Source organism: Pseudomonas sp. H1_F01, from assembly GCF_054681425.1.
This window is the reverse complement of sequence record NZ_CP162823.1, coordinates 4,199,792-4,217,251: the sequence shown is the minus strand read 5'-3', so window position 1 is coordinate 4,217,251 and position 17,460 is coordinate 4,199,792. Positions and strand designations below refer to the sequence as shown.

Sequence of the window (17,460 nt, the reverse complement as noted above, 5' to 3'; positions counted from 1 at the left end):
GCCGGTGAGACGCCGGGGCTGTCAGCGATACCTGGGTTTTTTTGGCGTTCGGGCTAGAGATTCTTCGCCATGTCGCGCAGTACGAACTTCTGGATCTTGCCGGTGGAAGTCTTGGGCAACTGGGTGAAGACCACCGTGCGTGGCACCTTGAAACCTGCCAGGTGCTCGCGACAGAAGCTGATGATCTCGGCTTCGTGCACCTCTTCACGGTCGGATTTCAGGGTGATGAAGGCGCAGGGGGTTTCTCCCCATTTTTCGTCAGGACGGGCCACCACGGCGGCTTCCAGAACCGCCGGGTGTCGATAGAGCACGCCTTCCAGCTCGATGGTGGAGATGTTCTCGCCACCGGAAATGATGATGTCCTTGAGCCGGTCGCGGATTTCCACATAGCCATCGGCATGGGTGACGGCCAAGTCGCCGGTGTGGAACCAGCCGCCTTCAAAGGCTTCGGCGGTGGCGCTGGGGTTCTTCAGATAGCCCTTCATCACGGTGTTGCCGCGCATGAAGATTTCACCGATGGTCTGGCCGTCATGAGGTGTCGGTTCGAGCGTCCTTGGATCGGCCACCATCAGCCCCTCCAGGGTGGGGTAGCGTACGCCTTGGCGAGCCTTGATCTGGGCTCGCTGCTCCAGTGGCAACTCATCCCAGGCCGCGTGCCAGGCGCAGAGAGTCACCGGTCCGTAGACCTCGGTCAGACCGTAGACGTGGGTGACCTTGATACCCATTTCCTCGACGGCGCCAATCACCTTGGCCGGTGGTGCCGCTCCTGCAACCATGGCACTGACCGGATGGTCGATCGCGGCCTTGGCCGAGTCGGGCATGTTCACCAGGGCGTTGAGCACAATGGGCGCACCGCAAAGATGGGTGATCTGATGCTCGCGAATCAGGTTGAGGATTTTTTGCGGATCGACCCGGCGCAGGAACACATGGACGCCGGCCAGGGCGGTCACGGTCCAGGGGTAGCACCAGCCGTTGCAATGGAACATCGGCAAAGTCCAGAGATATACCGGGTGATTGCCCATGGCCCACGTCATCTGGTTGCCCAGGGAATTGAGGTAGGCGCCGCGGTGGTGATAGACCACGCCTTTGGGGTTGCCCGTGGTGCCAGAGGTGTAGTTCAGGGAAATGGCCTGCCATTCATCGTCTGGCCACTGCCAGGCGAAGTTCGGGTCGCCCTCGGCAAGAAACGCCTCGTAGTCCAGTTCACTGTTTGCCTGGCCTTCGCCGTACTCCGGATCGTCAAGGTCGATCACCAGGGGCGGGTGGTCGAGCATGCCGATGGCTGCTTGCACCACGTCATGGAACTCACGGTCGGCGATCAACACCTTGGCTTCGCCATGGGCCAGCATGAATGCGATGGCCTCGGCATCCAGGCGTACGTTGAGGGCATTGAGCACCGCTCCGATCATCGGCACACCGAAATGCGCTTCAAGCATGGCGGGAATATTCGGCAGCATGACCGCCACCGTGTCGTTTTTACCGATGCCGCGTCCGGCCAGGGCTGAGGCGAGGCGCCGGCAGCGGCTGTAGGTGTCGGCCCAGGTGCGCCGGATCGAGCCGTGGATCACGGCCGGGTAATCGGGATAGACGCTTGCGGTGCGCTCGATGAAGCTCAGGGGTGTAAGGGCGATGTGGTTGACGCCAGTTGGCGCAAGACCTTGCTCGTAGATGGACATGGCTGGGGTACCCGGTGGCTGATTATTAGCTCTATTGGCCGAGGTTCTCGTGGTCACGAGCTGCCGGTGCTAGCTGAATCGCAATGCGATTGTCGGCAGGCGCGTTCATCACAGAAAAGCTCGGTGACTTATCCGGGGGAATTTATATACTGTTTGCCGATTGATATGGAAGTACTACCTGAGTTGTATAGTATATGTACCATATGTTGCTGATCCTCTTTTTACGACAGGTTTTCTGATGATCTCCACCTCCGTTCGCTTGCACGGCTGGTTGCGCCTGCAACGTGAAGGCATGGCCCTGGCGGCTTGCGCCGATGCCCTTTGCCGGGCCTTGCAGGACTGCGCGCAAATCCGCCGGGCGGTCTACCTGAGCTGGCATGCGCCAAGTGGCATCTATCGGCATGAAGGCCGTGCCCGGCATTTGCCGCCGGGCTTTGGTGAGGCTTTGCAAAGCAGTGACCGGGCGCTTTTCCAGCGCTTGCAGGACGAGGGACGATTGGAGCTGGCTCAGGTGCGTCAGCTCGATTGCTGGCTGGCCGGTCGTCTGCGTCGTGCGTCCCTCGAGCATGGCCAGGTCCTGGAGTTGGCCCTGCAGCCGGGGCAGCAAGGCTTGCTGTTGGTTGAGCTACAGCCGGAAGTGGGCCAGGACTGGCTGGTGGCCGTGCACGAATTGCTGAATCTGCTGTTGGCCAGTGTCGGTGGCCAGTTGCGCGATTCGCCGCTGCTCGGCCATGACCCGCAGCCAAGTGCATTGCTTGATTCGCGAGGCCGACCGCTGGAGCTCAATGAGGCGCTGATGGCGCTGCTCGAACAGCTGTCGTTGGTCGATGCTTCGAGCCTGTTGCCGGTCAGCCACTCGCACCTGGTGCAGGCCTGTCTGGCCCAGCAGCGAGCCATCGAGAACGTGGAGGTGCAGGTTGCCGAGCAGATCCTGATCTGGACGTTCATTCCCGACCCCAAGGCCAATCGTGTGCTGGCCCGGTGTCGCCAGGCCACCGCGCAGATCCTCGCTGAGCGCGAGTCGGCCAAGGCGCGGCGCCTGTACCGGCTGATCACCGAAAATACCACCGACCTGATTTCCCGACATACCCCGGACGGCTGCTTCCTCGATGCGTCACTGGCTTCTTGGACCTTGCTTGGTTACTGGCCGCAGGAGCTGCATGGGCGTCGGGCCCACAGCCTGTTTCACCGACAGGACCAGGCTAGCCTGATGCAGCGCACCCGCGATGCCCTGGAGCTGGACGGCTATCACACCATGACCTACCGCATTCGCCATCGCGACGGCCATTACTTGTGGTTCGAGACCGCGTGCCGTGCCATTCGCGAAACCTACACCGGCGCGGTGGTTGAGGTGATCAGCGTGTCGCGGGACATCACCGCCCGGGTCCAGGCCGAAGAAAACAAGCGCCGTTTGGCGGAGGTGGTGGAAGCCAACACCGACCCGGTGCTGTTCATCCAGCCCGATGGCGCGGTGACCTACCTCAATCCGGCGGCGCGCCGCACCCTTGGACTGGATGCGCAACACAGCCTGCCTACGCTGGATGCCTTTCTCAGCGCCGAGGTGCTGGCCAGCCTGGAACAGGAAGGGTGGGATTATGCCGAGCGCAGCGGCCGCTGGAGCATCGAGGCTCGCCTGCAACCGCCGGCCGGAGGGGCTTCGGTGCCGGTGTCGTTGATGCTTCTGGCCCATCGCGCGGCCAGTGGCGAGCGTTTCTATTCGCTGGTGGCTCACGACCAGTCCGAACGAGAGTTGCGTGAAGCCCAGCAGCGTCATCATCAGGACGAACTGGCCCACACCGCGCGCCTGGTGACCCTTGGTGAACTGGCCTCGGGCATTGCCCATGAGATGAATCAACCGTTGGCGGCGGTGGTCAATTATGCCAACGCCAGCCAGCGCTATTTGCAGGCCCTGGGCAGTCATTCCGAGGCCGCCGAGAAGGTAGCCCAGGGGCTGGAGCGGATCGCCGTACACGCCAATCACGCATCGGAGGTGATCAAGCGCCTGCGCGCCTTTCTGCGTAAAGGTCGCCGCCGTATGGAGGCCTTGGACCTCAGTGAAGTTGCCCGGGCAACCACGCGCCTGTGCCTCTGGGAAGCGAACAGTTGCCAGGTGGAGATCGTGGAGCGGTTGCCGGATAATCTGCCGCTGGTCTACGCCGACCGGGTGCTGCTGGAGCAGGTGCTGCTCAACCTGCTGCGCAACGCCATCGAGGCCAATCGCGAGGCCCATCCCGGCCTGCCGTCGCAGATCGTCCTGGCGGTCGAGCCTGGGGCCGACGGCGGGGTGCAGGTCAGTGTCAGCGACCAGGGACACGGTGTGCCGACGGCGCAACTGGAGCAGATCTTCACCCCGTTCTATTCCAGCAAGGTCAACGGCCTGGGGTTGGGGCTGTCCATGAGTCGCAGCATCATCGAAGGTTTTGGTGGCGAGTTGCAGGCCCGGCCCTTGGCCGTGGGCTTGCAGATGCGCTGCAACTTGCCGGGGCCGACCCTGGCCGGCTTGGCCCGACAACAAGAGGAGTAAGGCAATGGTGAATGTGGCGGAGCAGGTGGTGTATGTGGTCGACGATGACCAAGGCATGCTCGACTCGACGGTCTGGCTGCTGGAGTCCGTGGGCCTCAAGGCCCTCTCGTTCACCAGTGGCCGGGAATTTCTCGAGGCCTGCGACAACCCGCTCAATGGTTGCGTGCTGCTGGACGTGCGCATGCCAGGCATGGGGGGGCTCAACGTGCAGGAAGAGATGCGCAACCGTGGGCTGCGCCTGCCGGTAATCTTCGTCAGTGGGCATGCCGATGTGCCGATTGTGGTGCGGGCGTTCAAGGCCGGGGCCCATGATTTCATCGAAAAGCCCTACAACGAACAGTTGCTGCTCGACAGCGTGCAACAGGCCTTGAGCCTGGCCGACGACAGCCAGACCGTCAGCGCAGGCCTGGCGCGGGTGCAGGCCCGGCTCCAGAGCTTGACCCCGAGGGAAAATGACGTGTTGCAGCCTCTGGTCCAGGGCTACACCAACCGGGAAATCGCCGAGCAGCTTGGGGTCAATGTCAGGACCATCGACCTCTATCGTTCCCGTGTCATGAAGCGCATGGAGGCCGAGAACTTGCCGCAGCTGGTGGGCATGGCGATTGTCGCTGGCCTGGTCGACCCGTTGCAGTTGCGCTGAGGGCTTGGCTCAAGCCGTGGTGACAGACAACGTTGCTTCGGCTGCGACCTTGGAAGCCAATACCCGTTCTATGGCCCCAGCGAGCAGGCTCTCCAGCAACTCATCGTGCTCGTGTTGCTCCAGAGGCTGGTGCGCCAGCCAACTGGGCGCGCTGTTGAGCAGGGTGGCAATGGCGTGGCCGGCAGCGGCTAACGCTTGAGAGGGGAGACGCCGAGCAGGGCCCAGCATCAGCAACAGCCGCCGTTCGTAGTGTTCGCGTAAATACCGTACTCGCAGTTGCTGCTCGACATTGAGACAACCGCTGTCGCGCTCCACCAGGCGAAAATGCCAGGGCATCTCCCGGTGCAGCTTGAGGTGGGCGCGGATCAACCGTTGCAGGTTGCCGCGCTTGTCCCGGGGTTGCTGTTCAATGCGCCCGAGGGTGGCCAACAGCTCCTCGAAAAACTCCTCGATCAGATCGGCCAGCAGGTGCTGCTTGCTTGGGTAATGGTGATACAGCGAGCCAGGTGTCAACCCCAGGTGGCTTGCCAGCTCCCGCATGCCAACCTGGCCGAAGCCCTTGTTGGCGAACAGCTCCAGGGCCTTGTCCCGGCTCTCGGCGAAGCGCGAGCAGCGCTCAGCCATAGGCATGGAAACCCCGCCCGGACTTGCGTCCCAGATAGCCGGCGGCGACCATTTCCTTGAGCAATGGAGCCGGGCGATATTTGCTGTCGTTGAAGCCTTCGTAGAACGCCTCCAGGATTGCCAGCAAGGTGTCCAGGCCGATCAGGTCCGCCAGGGCCAGCGGTCCGATGGGCTGGTTGCAGCCCAGGCGCATGCCCGCGTCGATATCTTCGGCGCTGGCCAGGCCTTCCTGGAAGACCAGGATGGCTTCGTTGATCATCGGCACCAGGATCCGGTTGACTACGAAGCCCGGACGGTTCCCGGCGGTGATCGCGGTCTTGCCCAGCCGTCGGGCCATTTCCAGGGCCATGGCGTGGGTTGCGTCGTGAGTCTGCAGGCCACGAATCACCTCGATCAGGCCCATTACCGGCACCGGGTTGAAGAAGTGCAGGCCGATAAAACGTTCTGGATGACTGACGCCGGCAGCCAGTTGAGTAATCGATAGGGAGGAGGTGTTGGACGCGATCACGCAGTCGCTGCTGACTTGAGTGGCGACCTGTTGCAGCAGTCGCAGTTTCAGCTCGAGGTTCTCGGTGGCGGCTTCGATCACCAGTTGTGCATCGGCCAGGCTGGCGTAGTCGGTGCTGGTGCGGATCTTTTCCAGGGCGAGATGTTTCTGCGCTTGGCTCAGGGTCTGCTTGGCGATTTGCCGATCGAGGTTCTTGGCCACGTTGGCCAGGGCTTTTTCCAGGGCGCTGGCGGAAATGTCCAGCAAGGTCACTTCGAAACCGGCCAGGGCGCAAACCTGTGCTATGCCGTTGCCCATGGTGCCGGCGCCGATCACGCCGATTGTCTGCAGATGCATGTGGGGTGTTTCCCTTTTTTTGCGCGCCCCAGCGAGCAGCCACTGGCTGGCCCTGGACGCGGTCCGCTGGAGGGGGCTCGACAGATGGTGTGCCGTGCCCCTTAATGCCGCCAGTCTAGAGGCCGCCGTTGGGTGGGCCTATGCCATAACTGCTCAGCGATGCTGGCGTTTTTTGCCATCCGGGAAGTGGGGAAACTGGGTTTATGCGGGAAAAGGATTCGGTCGCGGTCTACTTCGTGCACACCATGATCCACGCGTTGCGGGACCAGCCTCAACGGCTGGCGGCGATACTGGCCGAGGCCGGCATCGACCCGGCGTTGCTGGGTCAGCCTGAGGCCCGGGTTTCAGCGAGCGCTTTTGCTGCTTTGTGGCTGATCCAGATTCGCGAACTACAGGACGAGTTCTTCCAGCTGGATTCCCACGGCATGCCGGTCGGCAGTTTTGCCCTGATTTGTCGGGGATTGATTCAGGAACCCGACCTGGGCAAGGCCTTGCGCCAGTGCCTGGGTAACTTCGGGTTGTTCCTGAGGGACTTTCGCGGCAGCCTCAGTGTGCGCGGCAAGCGGGCGGTGATCAGTCTGCAGACGTGCTCGGCGGATCCGGATGCCCGCCGTTTTGGTGAGGAAACCTTCCTTGTGCTGATGATCAGCCTGCTGTGTTGGCTGGGCGGGCGGCGTATTCCCATCGATCGCGCGGACTTTCGTCAGTCGCGCCTGGCCCTCAGCGACGATGCGCTGCTCTGGGGGCCCAACCTGAGCTTTGGCGCCGAGCGCACGGAAATCGAATTCGCCAGCCGCTACCTGCGCTTGCCAGTCGTCCAGGACCTGGCCTCCCTCAAGGTATTTCTGCGCAGTGCGCCGCAATGGCTGGTAATCCGTTTTCGCAATCAGCATGGCCTGGCTACGCGGCTTCATCAGTGCCTGCGCCACAGCCATTACAGCCAGTGGCCGACCCTGGAAGCCTTTGCCAGTGACTTGCGGATGAGCCCCAGCACCTTGCGTCGACGCCTGGAGCGTGAAGGAAGTTCGTTCCAGGAAATCAAGGACGAGGTCCGCCGTGGGCTGGCCGTCGAGCTGCTGCGCCAGACTGGCAACAGCATCAGTGACATTGCCGAACAGACCGGCTTTCAGGAGCCCAGCGCCTTCCATCGTGCCTTCAAGAAATGGACCGGCGAAAGCCCCGGTCGCTATCGTGCACGCTTCCAGCGGTCGGCATGACCAGCCCACAGGCCACCGCGGCACTGACGGCCTGCTGGCGGCTTACCGAACCCAGCTTGCGTCGGGCATTGAGCAGGTGGAAGTCGATGGTGCGTTCGGAGCAGGTCAGGATGTGGCTGATCTCCCAAGTGGTCTTGCCTTCGCTGGCCCAGTACAGGCAGTCCATTTCCTTGGGCGTCAGGTCCTGGCGCGGTTGGGCAGGCCGCTGCAACTGATGTCGTATCCCGGCGAGCAGGTAGGGGATGAGCATGAACAGTTGGTAAACGGCGGGGTTGGAAAAACCCTTTTGTTCGGTGATCTGTGTGTCGTCGAAGGCCACGCTCAGTGTTCCCCTGAGCATTTCGTAGCGCAGCGGGATACTCACGCCGCTGCGCAGGCCGTGTTGCTCGCGTTGCTCCCAGAAGTGCCGGGAGCGTCCCCGGGCGCGCCGTCGCTCGCTGTCCCAGAAAAGCGGCACCAGTTCGCGTCGACAGTGCCTGAGTATCGGGTCGATCTCGATCAGCCCGTCACAGCGGTAGTGTTCCAGCCAGCGTTTGGGAAAGGTGGTGATGAGGCCGGCCAGAGGGTCGGTATCCCTCGGCGCTACCGGCCCCAGGCTGATGAGGTAGCTGCCGAAGCCGAGTTGGCGCAGCACTTTGTTCAGCAGGCGCTCCCAATCGCAACGGTTGGCATCCTTGGCGAGGCTCGTGAAGGCGGTCAGCGTAGCGGCACGCTCGGCCTGGGTCCGGCCGCAGGCGGGGGAGTGGTGTTTGTCCATAAACGGATCGCTCTAGTTGTAGCAGGAATGAAGCAGTCGCAGTACGGGGAAGGAAGGGGCGCATGCCCCTTCCGGGAGGATCACTTGTGCACGTGACACCGGATGAAACTGCGGAACAGGTCCAGGCCGTTTTCGGTGAGGATGCTTTCAGGGTGGAACTGCACGCCCTCCACCGGCAGGTGGCGATGGCGCACGCCCATGACATAGCCGTCGTCCGTGGATCTGGACGTGATCTCCAGGCAGTCGGGTAGCGGCTGCTCGCTGATCATCAACGAGTGGTAGCGGGTCGCCCGAATCGCATGTGCCTGGGTGTGGTCATAGACGCCCTTGCCATCGTTCTCGATCGTGCTCACCTTGCCGTGCATCACGTGTGGGGCCCGGCAAACCTGGGCACCGAAGGCCAGGCCGATGGCCTGGTGACCCAGGCACACACCCAACAGCGGCAGGCGCCCCTGAAAGTGCCTGATCACTTCGATGTAGCCCACGTCGGCCGGATGCCCAGGCCCAGGGCCCAGCACGCAGAAATCCGGCGAGAACGCTTCAATGCGCTGGATGAGGTCCGGTACGTCGTGGCGCTCGACATGGGTTTCCAGCCCCAGTTGTTCCAGGTACTGGCTGATGATGAAGACGAAGCTGTCATAGGCGTCGATCAAGAATACTTTCACAGTGCGATCTCCTGGCCGGTCACTGCCCGGTAAACGGAACCCATCTTGTACAGCGTCTCTTTCCACTCAAGCTCTGGCACCGAATCGGCTACCACCCCGGCGGATGCACGCAAGTGGTACGTGCCCTCGTCGAAGACCGTCGAGCGAATGCACAATGCGGTGTTGACGCTGCCATCGAAACCGACCAGGCCAAGGGCCCCGGCATAAATGCCCCGGCGGTTGCTCTCCATTCCCTCGATCAGCTCCATCGCCCTGACCTTGGGCGCGCCGGACATGGTGCCTGCGGGGAACGAAGCCTTGATCACGTCGTAGGCATCCAGGCCTGGGCGCAGCAAGCCGCGAACGTTCGACACCATGTGGTAGAGGTGCGAATACTCTTCCACCAGCATGAACTCATCGACCTCCAGCGAACCCGCCTGGCACACGCGACCGATATCGTTGCGACACAGGTCGATGAGCATCAGGTGTTCGGCGCGCTCCTTCTCGGAGCGGGTCAGCTCCAGGACCAACTGAGTTGGATCGACGCCAGGCTTCTTGCCCACGGTGCCGGCGATCGGGCGCATCTCGATCAAGTCGTCCTTGATCCTGACGAACAGCTCGGGGCTGGCGCCGATCAGGTCGATACCACCTACGTGAGCCAGGTACATGTAAGGGGAAGGGTTGCGCAGGCGCAGGTTCTGGTACACATCGAACGGTGAAACCTGCGAGCGGATGCGAATCTCATGGCCGAGCTGGATCTGGTAGACGTCGCCGGCGCGGATGTGCTCCATCGCCACTTCGACACGCTCGACGAATTGCTCCGGGGTCACCGTGCGCTCTTCCTCGAAGCCCTCGGGGTACGGTAGCGGAGCCAGCGACTCGGCTGCCGGGGTTGTGCTCAGGAAGGGGTAGTCCTCCAACGTACGGGGCGACCAGAGATCGTGGTTGTTGATCAGGGTTTCGACGATGCCATTGCTGTGGAAATAAACCAGGGTCTGATAGACCGACAGGGCAATGAGCGGGTAGTCGTAGGTCTGTTTGGCCAGATCGGGAAGTCGCTCGATCAGGCGAACGCAGTCGTAGGAGAAATAGCCGAAGAAGGCCAGGCTGGAAGGGGCATTGGCCGCCGGCTGGAACGTTGCCTGGATCGCCCGGAGCAGGTTCCACGCCGACTCGCTGTCGGGTAGATGGATCTTGTGTTGCGGGTCGACCTGCATGCCCGCTTGCCGCAGGCTGGCGGACAGATGTTCACACAGGGCGGCGCAGCCTCGCAGCTGGGCCTGGCCCTCATTGATACACACTTCGAAAAGCGGTTCGAGCCCGATGATCGTCGCCCGGCGATCACGGCTTGGGCCGGACAGTGATTCAAGAATGAAAACAGACTCGCGACCCAGTTGTTCCAGTGCATTTGCATATATGCCAAGTGCATCCGTAGGTCGACGTTCTTCGCGGCGAAGAACATTCACGCCAATTAGATTTTTATTCACGGTTAATACCATATTCAAGGTGTAACGATTCAGACACTCGATTAAGAGAGCGCCACGGGAATATAAAGCGCGCAGGCACTTTAAATGCGTGTTGACGGATGTTCTGAATAGACGGGGCGGACGCTGTTCATGTCGCGCGCACTAAAAAGCTTGCAATGGATTGCAGCCAATTGTTGCGCAGGGCACAAGGCGCGAGCGCCTTCGATTTCAGAGGGGAAAGATCAGGACGTTGCTGGCAAGCAGCAGACAGGCTCCGGTCTTCGCTAGATTAGCGACGCCAGATATTGCTTTTGAAGATGGCCAGAATGGCCCGGGAACAGCTGTCGGGATAGCTGTGGGAGGAACTGATAGCAGAAAGGTGATAGTACATTTTTAGACATCCCAGTCTTGGCTAAGCACTGCGGGAATAATTGGCAGTGCGGCGAAATTACCAGCGTGCCCTGGGGCTGTCAACTGCTGAGGGAATATTAATATTTCATTCATTTCTGAATGTCGACGAGGCGAAGAGCTATCCCTACGCGTATGTAACCGCGCGTGCTTTTAACAAGAAACTCGTGCGCGCACAACTGCGAGATAGCGCAGCTGGGTATTTGTAAGTTCTGTTACTAACGTAGCGGCCGTTGAGTTCCAGTAACCCATCAAACCTGAGCGGCTGAAATGAAAGAGCATTTAGAGACATTCAAGAAGCGGTACGATCCGATTCATCATGCCTATTGGACCGACGTCCTCAGCGACACCGAGCTGGCGGCCTGGCACCAGGCACAGTTGCGGGAAGTGGTCGGCCACGTGAAGCGGTCCTCGCCGTTCTACTCCAGGCACCTTGCCCAGGTCGACGAGCGTTCGCTGACCTTGGATGACCTCGCCACCCTGCCATTCACGACCAAGGATGATCTGCGCGAAGCAGGCTTCGACATCTTGTCCGGTCCGCTGGAAGACAGCATCTTCTATTACGAGACCACGGGGACCACCGGACCCGCCACGCCATGCCCACGGGACCGCAAGGAAAGCTACGCGAGCAATCGCCAGCTGGCGATGGCCTACCAGGCCGTGATCGAAAAGCATTTCCCGGGCGAAAAGACCGTGGTCGGCATCATGGGACCTACCGAGGTCCATTCCTTCGGTGACACCCTGGGTGATGTCTGCACCCAGCTCGACCTGTGCAACGCCAAGATCTGGCCGCACTCACCGGTGATCGGCTGGCCCAAGGCACTGCAACTGCTCAAGGACCTGCGGATCGGTGTGCTCGCATCGGCGCCGGGGCTGTTGCTGGCCATGGCCAAGGAAGCCGAGCGCCAAGGCTTGAACCCACGCGAGGACTTCGCCCTGCGCGCATTCATGATGAGCGGCGAACTGTGCACCCCTGCATTGAAGAACAACCTCTACAGCCTGTGGGGCGCGCAGGCCTACAACAGCCTGTATGGCTCCCAGGAAGCGATGATCATCGCGGCCTGCAACGCCAACGACCAGTTGGTGCCGCATCGCCTCAACTACATCATCGAGGTGCTCGATCCCAAGTCCGGGGAGAGCCTGGGCTGCACCGGCGACGGTGAGTTGTGCGTGACCATGCTGATCCCTGGCAGCAAGCCGTTGATTCGCTACCGCACGGGCGACCTGGTCTCGATCCAGTCGCGCCCCGGCTATCCGCAATCGATGCGCCAGACCGTCAAGGTCGTCGGTCGGGTGAAGGATGCCGTGCAACTGAACGATCGCGCCTTCTCGGCCGCACAGATCGAGCAGGCGCTGCTTGAAGGCGTCGAACAATGCCTGGGTTACCAGATCATCCTCAGTCGCGCCAATGATCGCGACACCGTCATCGCCAAGCTGGAAATGTCGCGCTTCTTCGAAGGCGATCGTGGGCGTCTGGTGCTGCTGATCAAGGAGCGCCTGCGCGAACGGCTGGGGGTCGATGCGACGGTCATGGTGGTGGGCGATCTGGCCGAGCATGTGAACCTTGGCAGTTGGTTCAGCTGGAAAGAAGCGCGCATCGTCGATCAGCGTCAAGGCCAGTGAGGTCAGCGATGAGCCTGTCTGTTCGCGTGATCGACAACGCCAATGAACTGTTCGAGTCCGTCCGGCAACTCAGGAGTCGCTACCTGGGGACCAACCCGGCACGGGAGGATGACTTCGAGCGCAGGGAGCAGGTGCGCGACGCTTTGTCCTATCACCTGGTCTACCTGGACAAGGACGAAGTGGTCGGGACGTTGCGCGTCACCCCGCTGGGTCATGGCCTGAGCTTCGTCGAGCGAGCGGTCGACGTGCAGGCCTATTTCGAACAATCGACGGATGCCTTCGATGCCAATCGCCTGGTGCTGGACGAGCGATACCGCGGCGGTCGGCACCTGCGCATGTTTCTCCTGCAAGCGGCCATTTGGCTGAAAGCCAACACCCACCTGCGATTTATCTCGGCACTGTGCCGCGGCCAATTGGCTGCGCTCTATGTCGGCCTGGGCGGGCGCGTGCTGGTGGATGACGTTACCTGGACCGGGGAACAGGTCGAGCGGCGCTACAGCCTCGTGTACCTGGAACTCGAAAGTGTTTACCTCAATGTTAAAGGAGCCAATTGAAATGCAAGCATTCTTCAAGGAACTCGACGCTATCGTCGACGCAGGCTGGGCCCAGATCAAGCAGGGCGCCTACTGGAAATTCAGCCTGGACAACCCGACGCCGCCAGCCCTCTACCAACAGCTCATGCTGCAGGTCTACCACTACACCCGCTACAACTCGGTGAACCAGGCCGCCTGCGCCTTCAGTGCCGATCCAGAGGAAACGACGCTGTTGCGCTTCGTCTACAAGCACGCCCTGGAAGAGCTGGGCCACGAGCGCATGGTGCTGCGTGACCTGGAGTCGGTCGGGCTGCTGCCGCAAGCCATGCCGGCGCCCCTGGCGCCGACTCAGGCACTGATCGCCTTTCTCAACGATGTGGCTATCCGCAAGGGGCCGATCGCTCGCCTGGGCTACAGCTACTGGGCCGAGGACGTCTACGAGCACATCCAGCCGATCCTGGAACGGTTCCGTGCCGACCTGGGCTTGAAGGATGAGCAGATGACCTTCTTCGTCGCCCACTCGACCATCGACGAGAAGCACGCCGAGGAAGTGCGTATGGCGATGCAGCGTGCGGTGAAGACCGAAGAAGATCGTCGTCAGATCAAGGAAGTGGCACGCGTCACGCTGTGGCTGACCGGGCAGTTGATGGAAGAGGCTTTGCGCGCCTACCTGGCTGGCGAAGAAGGGTTGCGGGAGGCGTCCTGAATCATGAATCTGACCATCATTGTCGGGTCAAGCCGACCTTGTGGTGTCAGTGCACGGGTGGTGGCGCTGGTGCGCCGCCACCTGGGCGAGGAGGTCGCGGTCGATGACATCTGGCTCAAGGATTACCGGATCGATTACTGCGACGCCGACAACGCCTGTTCCGACCAGGACTGCCAAGTGCAGGACGACGTCGGGCAGTTGGTGGCGCGGCTGGACCGCGCCGATGCGGTGCTCTATCTCCCCGTCATGCATGCTTACGGCACCAACAGTCGCTTCCAGGCGTTTCTGGAGCGGGTCGGCTATGGCTTCCTGCGGCCACGGGAGCGTCCGCTGCGCGACAAGCTCGCGGCGATTGCGGTCGTCGGCCGACGCTATGGACACACGGCGGTTTTCTCCCAGGTCGCGCTGAATGTCCTGCTCAACAAAATGATTCTGGTCGGCTCGGGATTTCCGCCGTGCTTCCAGACCCAACTGGCCCACGATCCTGAAGCGGAACAGGCCCTGCGCGAGACATTGGACCGGCTCTGTGAGCATCACTGTCGACTTAACCCCCCAGCCCTTGCGACAGGCAAGCCGGAAAGAATCCTGCGGCCCATTCAATTTCAGAAGGGATAACTGTCATGCCATTGAAAGATTCATTGCTCGCGCTACTGGTCGCGTTTCTCTGGGGCGCGCAGGTTACCGCAGTGAAAATCGGCGGCGCCGAGTTGCCGCCTATCCTCATGGTCGCCATGCGCTACGCGATCATGGCGCTGTTTCTCCTGCCGCTGCTCAAGCGCGTCAAGCGTGAACAGTTTGCGTCCGTGACCCTGGTCGCCACGATTACCGGGACCTTGCATTTCGGTTTGCTGTATTGCGGTATCGCCCGGGTAGACGCCTCTACCTCGGCGATCATCTATCAACTGGCGGCACCGTTTACCCTCGTCCTGGCATTCGCGTTACTGGGGGAAGTCCTGAAACTGCGACTCCTGGCGGGCATCCTGCTGGCGTTCGCCGGCGTCCTGGTGCTACTGGCTACGCCATCGGCGGGCGGGACGTTTATCGGCATGTTGCTGGTGGCGCTGGCGGCCTTGGCATTCGCTGCCGGGTCAGTGTTGACCAAACGTCTCGGGCCCCTCGATCCGCTGGCCTTGAGTGCCTGGACGGCGGTCATCGCCGCACCGCAACTGTTGCTGTGGTCCTTCGTTCAGGAAGGCGAGCAATGGACACGCGTCTACACGGCCAGCGCCCAGGCGTGGTGGGCGGTGCTCTACACCGCGCTCAGTGGTGGTCTGCTGGGGTTCGGCCTGTGGTTCTGGTTGCTCGGCCGCAACTCGATGCAGCAATTGAGCCCGTACCTGCTCCTGGTGCCGGTATTCGCGATCGCTGTCAGCCAGGTCATGCTCGCCGAAGGTTTCAGCCAGCGCCTGGTGATTGGCGCCGTGTTGACGCTGTCAGGTGTGGCGCTATGCCAACTGCGCCTGCCGGCAAGATTCTCCCTCAAGGCGGCTAGCAAAGGACAAGGGGTGGCGGATGAACCGCGTTGATCGACTGCTGCTCGGCACTTTGCGCCTGGTCCACCGCTGGCAGTTCGGTTTGAAGCTGCGCTGGCACAGCGGTGCGCATGGACGCCTGGCCTATCTGCAAAGCCCTGCACGGCAACAGCGGACGACACTGGTCATGCTCCATGGCTTGGGCGCCAGCAAGGATCAGTGGGGCCCTGCGATGCTGGGCATGGCGCGCCATCACCATTGCGTTTTCGTCGACTTGCCGGGGCATGGCCAATCCGTGTACGAGGCGGGTGCCGGCTTTGGACCCCAGGCAATGCTGGCGGAGCTCGAAGGCTTGCTGGAAACGCTCGTCGAGGGGCCCTTCGTGCTGGTCGGCAGTTCTTTGGGCGGGTGCGTGGCCGGGCTGTATGCCGCCAAACACCCGCAGCGTGTCAGTCACCTGGTCTTGCTGGCGCCTGCCGGTCTGGGCGAGCAAACGCTAGGCCCCACATTGAAAGCCGGCCTGCAAGGGGCGGGGACGGTGTTTGGCTATCGTACGGTCGAGGAGATGAAGCGCTTCTGGAGCCTGGTATTCAAGGCGCCGCCCGAGGTAGGAGGGCGCTTGGCCCAGGCCATGGCGGCCAGCGGCAAATCGAGGTTTGCCACGGTGCAGCGGGTCGTCGAGGATTTTCGACGCGAAGGCCTGGACGTGCTGCTCGAACGGTTGCCACAGATTGCTGCCAAGACGCTGGTGATCTGGGGGCGGCACGACCAGGTGTTTCTGCCAGCGACCCTGGATAACCTGCTCCAGCAACTGCCCGATGCACGCGGCGAGTTCATCGAGGACTCCGGGCATGTGCCCTATCTTGAACGGGGTGCCGATGTGGTGGCGGCCATCACGCGGTTCATTGCAACGTCCAGGGGTTAGGAGGATTGGATCAAAGCCTGGCCGCCAAAGTCCCCTTTCTGACCTCCCATAGCCTCAACAGCCGGGTACCGCTGCCGTAACGTGCACTTGACTGCGCACGCAGAGGGAGCGTCCTGATGAATCGTAGAACCTTTATGCTCGGCACCGCAGGAGTGGGTGCATTGATGGTCGGGGCGGGGGCGTTGTTGCGTCCGAGCGATCGCGGCAGCCCTTACAACGAGTATTTCCGCGCGCTGAACCAGGAGCTGAAGCGCCACGGGCCGATGCGCCCCGTGATGCTGATTGACCTGGACCTGCTCGATCACAATATCAATGTGGTCAAGCAATCCGTCACCCGCGCTGGTAAACATTTGCGCCTGGTGGAGAAATCCCTGCCATCACCGGGACTGCTGACGTACATCGCCAAACGTACCGATACCCGGCGGCTGATGTCGTTTCATCAGCCGTTTCTCAATCACGACGCGGTGACCTTTCCCGAGGCAGACATTTTGCTCGGCAAGCCTTTACCGGTACGCTCGGCCGAGGTGTTTTACCAAACCCACAAGGGAACCTTCGACCCTTCCAGGCAACTGCAATGGCTGCTCGATACCCCCCGGCGGCTGATGGATTACCTGGCATTGGCGCAAGGCCTGGGCATCCGGATGCGGATCAATATCGAGCTGGATGTCGGCCTGCACCGTGGCGGAGTCGCTGACCACGCGGTGCTCGGCGAGATGCTGACGCTGATCAGTGCCCATGCGCAGCAGCTCGAATTTTCAGGCTTCATGGGGTATGACCCGTTTGTCGGCATGGGCGTGCCCAAGGTCCTCGGTTCGTCCCAGGCGCTGTTCGACAAGGTGATGGTCATTTACAACGGCCATGTGAATTACCTGCGTGAACACTTCCCTGCGCTTTGGCACGAAGGGCTCACGCTCAATACGGCTGGCAGCCCCAGTTACGGTATACATGAGCAGGAACGCTTGAGCAGCGAGGTCTCGGTGGGGACGGCGTTTCTCAAGCCGACCCATTACGACCTGCCATCGCTGGCCGAGCATGTGCCGGCGGCCTTTATCGCAACGCCCGTGCTAAAGAGCACGGGGGCCGTCAACTTCCCAGCCCTGGATGACAAGTCCCGATTGTTCTCCTGGTGGGACCCTAATCAGCGCGCGACATTCTTCCTCTACGGCGGTAACTGGATGGCCGAGTTCGAGTCGCCCGAGGGGCTGCAAAGCAATGAGCTTTATGGTCGCAGCTCCAATCAGGAAATGGTCAACGGCTCCCTGGCCGTAGGGTTGAACGTGGAAGACCAGGTGTTTTTACGGCCGACCCAGACTGAATCCGTGCTGCTGCAATTTGGCGATTTGCTGGCCGTGCGCGGCGGGAAGATTGTTGAAACCTGGCCTGTGTATTGATCGGAGCGTG

The 17,460-nt window shown here is 61.6% G+C and carries 16 protein-coding genes; 10 read left to right on the top strand and 6 right to left on the bottom strand.

Annotated features, from left to right (window positions below):
• Positions 1-53: 53 nt before the first annotated feature.
• On the bottom strand, positions 54-1,676 hold the full coding sequence (locus tag AB4O09_RS18990) for an acyl-CoA synthetase (RefSeq protein WP_003200626.1): 1,623 nt from the start codon (positions 1,674-1,676) through the stop codon (positions 54-56).
• 238 nt (positions 1,677-1,914) lie between these two features.
• Here AB4O09_RS18990 and AB4O09_RS18985 point away from each other — a divergent pair, with 238 nt between their 5' ends.
• Complete coding sequence (locus AB4O09_RS18985) at positions 1,915-4,200, top strand: PAS domain-containing sensor histidine kinase (protein WP_003200628.1); 2,286 nt, start codon at positions 1,915-1,917, stop codon at positions 4,198-4,200.
• Between the two features lie 4 nt (positions 4,201-4,204).
• A complete protein-coding gene (locus tag AB4O09_RS18980; RefSeq protein WP_460053192.1) occupies positions 4,205-4,840 on the top strand; it encodes a response regulator transcription factor in 636 nt (211 codons plus the stop codon).
• Positions 4,841-4,849: 9 nt separating this feature from the next.
• On the opposite strand, the gene AB4O09_RS18975 is transcribed toward AB4O09_RS18980, so the two are convergent.
• Positions 4,850-5,464 carry a TetR/AcrR family transcriptional regulator gene (locus tag AB4O09_RS18975; protein WP_003200632.1) on the bottom strand — a complete coding sequence of 205 codons (615 nt, stop codon included), beginning with the start codon at positions 5,462-5,464 and terminating at the stop codon, positions 4,850-4,852.
• The gene (locus AB4O09_RS18970) at positions 5,457-6,308 is read right to left on the bottom strand and encodes a 3-hydroxybutyryl-CoA dehydrogenase (RefSeq protein ID WP_460053193.1); all 852 of its coding nucleotides are present in this window, start codon (positions 6,306-6,308) and stop codon (positions 5,457-5,459) included. The genes AB4O09_RS18975 and AB4O09_RS18970 overlap by 8 nt, the downstream gene beginning before the upstream one ends.
• Positions 6,309-6,511: 203 nt before the next feature.
• On the opposite strand from AB4O09_RS18970, the gene AB4O09_RS18965 reads away from it, so the two are divergent.
• Positions 6,512-7,525 (top strand): AraC family transcriptional regulator, encoded by a 1,014-nt coding sequence (locus AB4O09_RS18965; RefSeq protein WP_003200636.1) that lies wholly within the window; start codon positions 6,512-6,514, stop codon positions 7,523-7,525.
• On the opposite strand, the gene AB4O09_RS18960 is transcribed toward AB4O09_RS18965, so the two are convergent.
• The 3 genes from AB4O09_RS18960 to AB4O09_RS18950 form a co-directional block, all read right to left on the bottom strand.
• Positions 7,464-8,282 (bottom strand): autoinducer binding domain-containing protein, encoded by an 819-nt coding sequence (locus tag AB4O09_RS18960; protein ID WP_003200638.1) that lies wholly within the window; start codon positions 8,280-8,282, stop codon positions 7,464-7,466. The genes AB4O09_RS18965 and AB4O09_RS18960 overlap by 62 nt on opposite strands.
• An 80-nt stretch (positions 8,283-8,362) precedes the next feature.
• Positions 8,363-8,947 (bottom strand): anthranilate synthase component II, encoded by a 585-nt coding sequence (locus tag AB4O09_RS18955; protein WP_003200640.1) that lies wholly within the window; start codon positions 8,945-8,947, stop codon positions 8,363-8,365.
• Positions 8,944-10,425, bottom strand: a complete 1,482-nt coding sequence (locus AB4O09_RS18950) for an anthranilate synthase component I family protein (protein WP_032833221.1) — start codon at positions 10,423-10,425, stop codon at positions 8,944-8,946. Before AB4O09_RS18950 ends, AB4O09_RS18955 begins: the two co-directional genes overlap by 4 nt.
• Positions 10,426-11,070: 645 nt before the next feature.
• Between AB4O09_RS18950 and AB4O09_RS18945 the strand changes: the two genes are divergently transcribed.
• The 7 genes from AB4O09_RS18945 to AB4O09_RS18915 all read left to right on the top strand — a co-directional run bounded on the left by AB4O09_RS18945 (position 11,071) and on the right by AB4O09_RS18915 (position 17,450).
• Positions 11,071-12,423, top strand: a complete 1,353-nt coding sequence (locus tag AB4O09_RS18945) for a phenylacetate--CoA ligase family protein (RefSeq protein WP_003200644.1) — start codon at positions 11,071-11,073, stop codon at positions 12,421-12,423.
• 8 nt (positions 12,424-12,431) lie between these two features.
• Positions 12,432-12,977, top strand: coding sequence for a GNAT family N-acetyltransferase (locus AB4O09_RS18940; protein WP_003200646.1), 546 nt, complete (start codon positions 12,432-12,434; stop codon positions 12,975-12,977).
• A 1-nt stretch (position 12,978) separates the two neighbouring features.
• Positions 12,979-13,662, top strand: a complete 684-nt coding sequence (locus tag AB4O09_RS18935) for an iron-containing redox enzyme family protein (RefSeq protein WP_003200648.1) — start codon at positions 12,979-12,981, stop codon at positions 13,660-13,662.
• Between the two features lie 3 nt (positions 13,663-13,665).
• On the top strand, positions 13,666-14,277 hold the full coding sequence (locus AB4O09_RS18930) for a flavodoxin family protein (RefSeq protein WP_003200650.1): 612 nt from the start codon (positions 13,666-13,668) through the stop codon (positions 14,275-14,277).
• Positions 14,278-14,282: 5 nt separating this feature from the next.
• Positions 14,283-15,188: a DMT family transporter gene (locus tag AB4O09_RS18925; RefSeq protein WP_013693009.1), complete on the top strand. Its 906-nt coding sequence runs from the start codon at positions 14,283-14,285 to the stop codon at positions 15,186-15,188.
• Complete coding sequence (locus tag AB4O09_RS18920) at positions 15,175-16,059, top strand: alpha/beta fold hydrolase (RefSeq protein ID WP_003200653.1); 885 nt, start codon at positions 15,175-15,177, stop codon at positions 16,057-16,059. Before AB4O09_RS18925 ends, AB4O09_RS18920 begins: the two co-directional genes overlap by 14 nt.
• Before the next feature lie 185 nt (positions 16,060-16,244).
• Positions 16,245-17,450: a DSD1 family PLP-dependent enzyme gene (locus AB4O09_RS18915; RefSeq protein WP_161797243.1), complete on the top strand. Its 1,206-nt coding sequence runs from the start codon at positions 16,245-16,247 to the stop codon at positions 17,448-17,450.
• Positions 17,451-17,460: the final 10 nt, after the last annotated feature.

Bases quoted from the DNA above. Each gene is read 5' to 3' on its own strand.
- AB4O09_RS18980 (WP_460053192.1), top strand. From the start codon at position 4,205: ATGGTGAATGTGGCGGAGCAGGTGGTGTATGTGGTCGACGATGACCAA.
- AB4O09_RS18975 (WP_003200632.1), bottom strand. From the start codon at position 5,464: ATGGCTGAGCGCTGCTCGCGCTTCGCCGAGAGCCGGGACAAGGCCCTG.
- AB4O09_RS18970 (WP_460053193.1), bottom strand. From the start codon at position 6,308: ATGCATCTGCAGACAATCGGCGTGATCGGCGCCGGCACCATGGGCAAC.
- AB4O09_RS18930 (WP_003200650.1), top strand. From the start codon at position 13,666: ATGAATCTGACCATCATTGTCGGGTCAAGCCGACCTTGTGGTGTCAGT.
- AB4O09_RS18940 (WP_003200646.1), top strand. From the start codon at position 12,432: ATGAGCCTGTCTGTTCGCGTGATCGACAACGCCAATGAACTGTTCGAG.
- AB4O09_RS18950 (WP_032833221.1), bottom strand. From the start codon at position 10,425: ATGGTATTAACCGTGAATAAAAATCTAATTGGCGTGAATGTTCTTCGC.
- AB4O09_RS18935 (WP_003200648.1), top strand. From the start codon at position 12,979: ATGCAAGCATTCTTCAAGGAACTCGACGCTATCGTCGACGCAGGCTGG.
- AB4O09_RS18920 (WP_003200653.1), top strand. From the start codon at position 15,175: ATGAACCGCGTTGATCGACTGCTGCTCGGCACTTTGCGCCTGGTCCAC.
- AB4O09_RS18990 (WP_003200626.1), bottom strand. From the start codon at position 1,676: ATGTCCATCTACGAGCAAGGTCTTGCGCCAACTGGCGTCAACCACATC.
- AB4O09_RS18945 (WP_003200644.1), top strand. From the start codon at position 11,071: ATGAAAGAGCATTTAGAGACATTCAAGAAGCGGTACGATCCGATTCAT.
- AB4O09_RS18960 (WP_003200638.1), bottom strand. From the start codon at position 8,282: ATGGACAAACACCACTCCCCCGCCTGCGGCCGGACCCAGGCCGAGCGT.
- AB4O09_RS18965 (WP_003200636.1), top strand. From the start codon at position 6,512: ATGCGGGAAAAGGATTCGGTCGCGGTCTACTTCGTGCACACCATGATC.
- AB4O09_RS18985 (WP_003200628.1), top strand. From the start codon at position 1,915: ATGATCTCCACCTCCGTTCGCTTGCACGGCTGGTTGCGCCTGCAACGT.
- AB4O09_RS18925 (WP_013693009.1), top strand. From the start codon at position 14,283: ATGCCATTGAAAGATTCATTGCTCGCGCTACTGGTCGCGTTTCTCTGG.